Origin of the sequence: Collinsella aerofaciens, assembly GCF_001405375.1 — a bacterium.
GTDB lineage: Bacteria > Actinomycetota > Coriobacteriia > Coriobacteriales > Coriobacteriaceae > Collinsella > Collinsella aerofaciens_F.
On record NZ_CYYP01000037.1, the window covers coordinates 1 to 2,093 of the forward strand.

General features: G+C 53.9%; 2 protein-coding genes. Both read left to right on the forward strand.

The window, feature by feature from the left end; genetic code table 11:
* A partial coding sequence (locus tag ARB25_RS10095) for an arginine deiminase family protein (protein WP_143759195.1) occupies positions 1 to 67 on the forward strand: 67 nt, incomplete at its 5' end.
* A gap of 259 nt (positions 68 to 326) precedes the next feature.
* Complete coding sequence (locus tag ARB25_RS09620) at positions 327 to 1,451, forward strand: aminotransferase (RefSeq protein WP_055287683.1); 1,125 nt, start codon at positions 327 to 329, stop codon at positions 1,449 to 1,451.
* Positions 1,452 to 2,093: the final 642 nt, after the last annotated feature.

Here is a 2,093-nt window from a genome sequence, read left to right on the forward strand (position 1 = left end):
CGAGCTCTCCCGCGGCCGCGGCGGCCCGCGCTGCATGAGCATGCCCTTCTGGCGCGAGGACCTCTAAGGTTTTCAAAGATCCGTACGGGTCTTAATACAAACATCTAGCTGCCATTAGATGTCTCCAAATGGGGCGGTGCGGGTTTTTCGCACCGCCCCATTCTTGTCAAATAAGCTAAATTAGCATCAGATAAGGTGTCCATTATGTCTAGAGGCGGTCACGTTGATACCCCAACGGTGTCGGCTTCTTTGCCTTTTGGGCATCATCTCGATTCCCATGACCTTTGCCGGCATCATCCTCGTGTTCTAGCGATTGGAGCTTAGTCATGGATATCAAGACAATTGGCGTTGAGGAATGGCTCAACGTTTGGGAGAAGAGCGCTACGTGGGACATTGCCCAGTCGACGATCTCATCGCTGACCATGGGCGAGCTTCGCGCGCTCGACGAGCAGGACGGCGCTACGTTCTACGAGCGTCTGGATCGCGAGAAGATGAACTACGGCTGGATCGAGGGTTCGCCGGAGTTTAAGGCCGAGGTCGCCAAGCTGTATCGTTGCGAGGTCAATCCCGATCACATTCTGCAGACCAATGGCTGCACGGGCGCCAACCTCAACGCCATCATGGCCGTTGTCGGGCCCGGCGATCACGTGATTGCCGAGTGGCCTACCTATGCGCCGCTCTATGAGATTCCGCGTACGCTTGGTGCCGAGGTCGAGTATTGGGAGCTTCGCGAGGAGCTCGGATGGAAACCCGATATCGAACAGCTCAAGCGCCTCGTTCGCCCCAATACCAAGCTCATCAGCATCAATAACGCATCGAACCCCATCGGTACGGTGCTAAATGCCGATACGCTCGGTCAGATTGCCGAGATTGCCCGTTCGGTGGGCGCCTACGTGCTGTGCGACGAGGTGTATCTGCCGCTCGAGAACACCGAGTCCTTTATGTCGATGGCAGACGTGTATGAGAGGGCCATTGTCACCAACTCGGTGTCTAAGACCTATTCGACGCCTGCAGCCCGCGTGGGCTGGGTCGTTGCGGACGAAGAGGTGTCCAACCGCATCCGTACCTATCGCGATTACACCATGATCTGCGGTGGCGTGTTTAACGATGCTTTGGCGACCTACGTGCTCGAGCACAAGGACAAGATTCTCGAGCGCAACCGCAAGATCGTGTTTGGCAACCGCGATATCGCGCAGGCTTGGATCGATACGCAGCATCGCGTTTCCTGGACGGCTCCGCGGGGCGTGTCTACTTCGTTTATCCAACTGGATATTCCCGAGGACGATGAGGAGTTCTGCAAGCGCCTGCTGTCCGAGAGGGGAGTGCTGCTGGTACCCGGTAGCCGCTTTGAGCTTCCCTGCGGAGCGCGCCTGGGCTACTGCGCGAGCGAAGATGTTCTTCGCGAGGGCCTGAGGCTTCTGGGCGAGGCACTGGCCGAGTTCGATTGCTAGTCCCTTGGGGTTCTCGAAGGCCTAAACCTTACTGGGCCCTAGGTGTACCGAATGCAGACCCGCTCCCTTTTGGGAACGGGTCTGTTTGTCTTTGCTGCCGAAAAAGTCAAGTTGTTACAAATGGAGACGCAAGATCGATCGGGTATTCGATGGGCCTTATACTGAGCTTCCGGTGAACGGTATCCAACGTCTGGTAAACGGTAATCTGTTTGTCAAAAATGAATAGGACGCACTTTTTTCTGAATAAAAATCAAAATGGTTGAGACACAGCGAGAATTGCGAATTCTATTCATATCGTTGCGTGAAATATGCAATTTGAGGGTGGTTTAACAAAGATTAGTTTCAATTGATTTATCGGTTAAAAAAGCGTTTAAGCACGTAAATAAACTTTATTAAATCAAAGTGTGCCATGCGTGAAGTATATGTGTATGCCGTTCACCCCTCATATAAAACCGTTCGGGGGCAAGGTGGAAGTATGGACTGATTTTGGATATAAATATGTCGTCAGCAATAACGCCTCACACGGAGGGGCGCTAACGAATCGGCCCTGACAGGGGCCCGAAAGAAAGGTAGGAGGCCATGACGAAAGGTCTGCACGTGCCTTCCGAGATCGGCAAGCTCAGGAAGGTCTGCCTGCACCGT

Excerpts from the sequence above, each read along its gene's own strand:
- ARB25_RS09620 (WP_055287683.1), top strand. The coding sequence starts at position 327 with ATGGATATCAAGACAATTGGCGTTGAGGAATGGCTCAACGTTTGGGAG.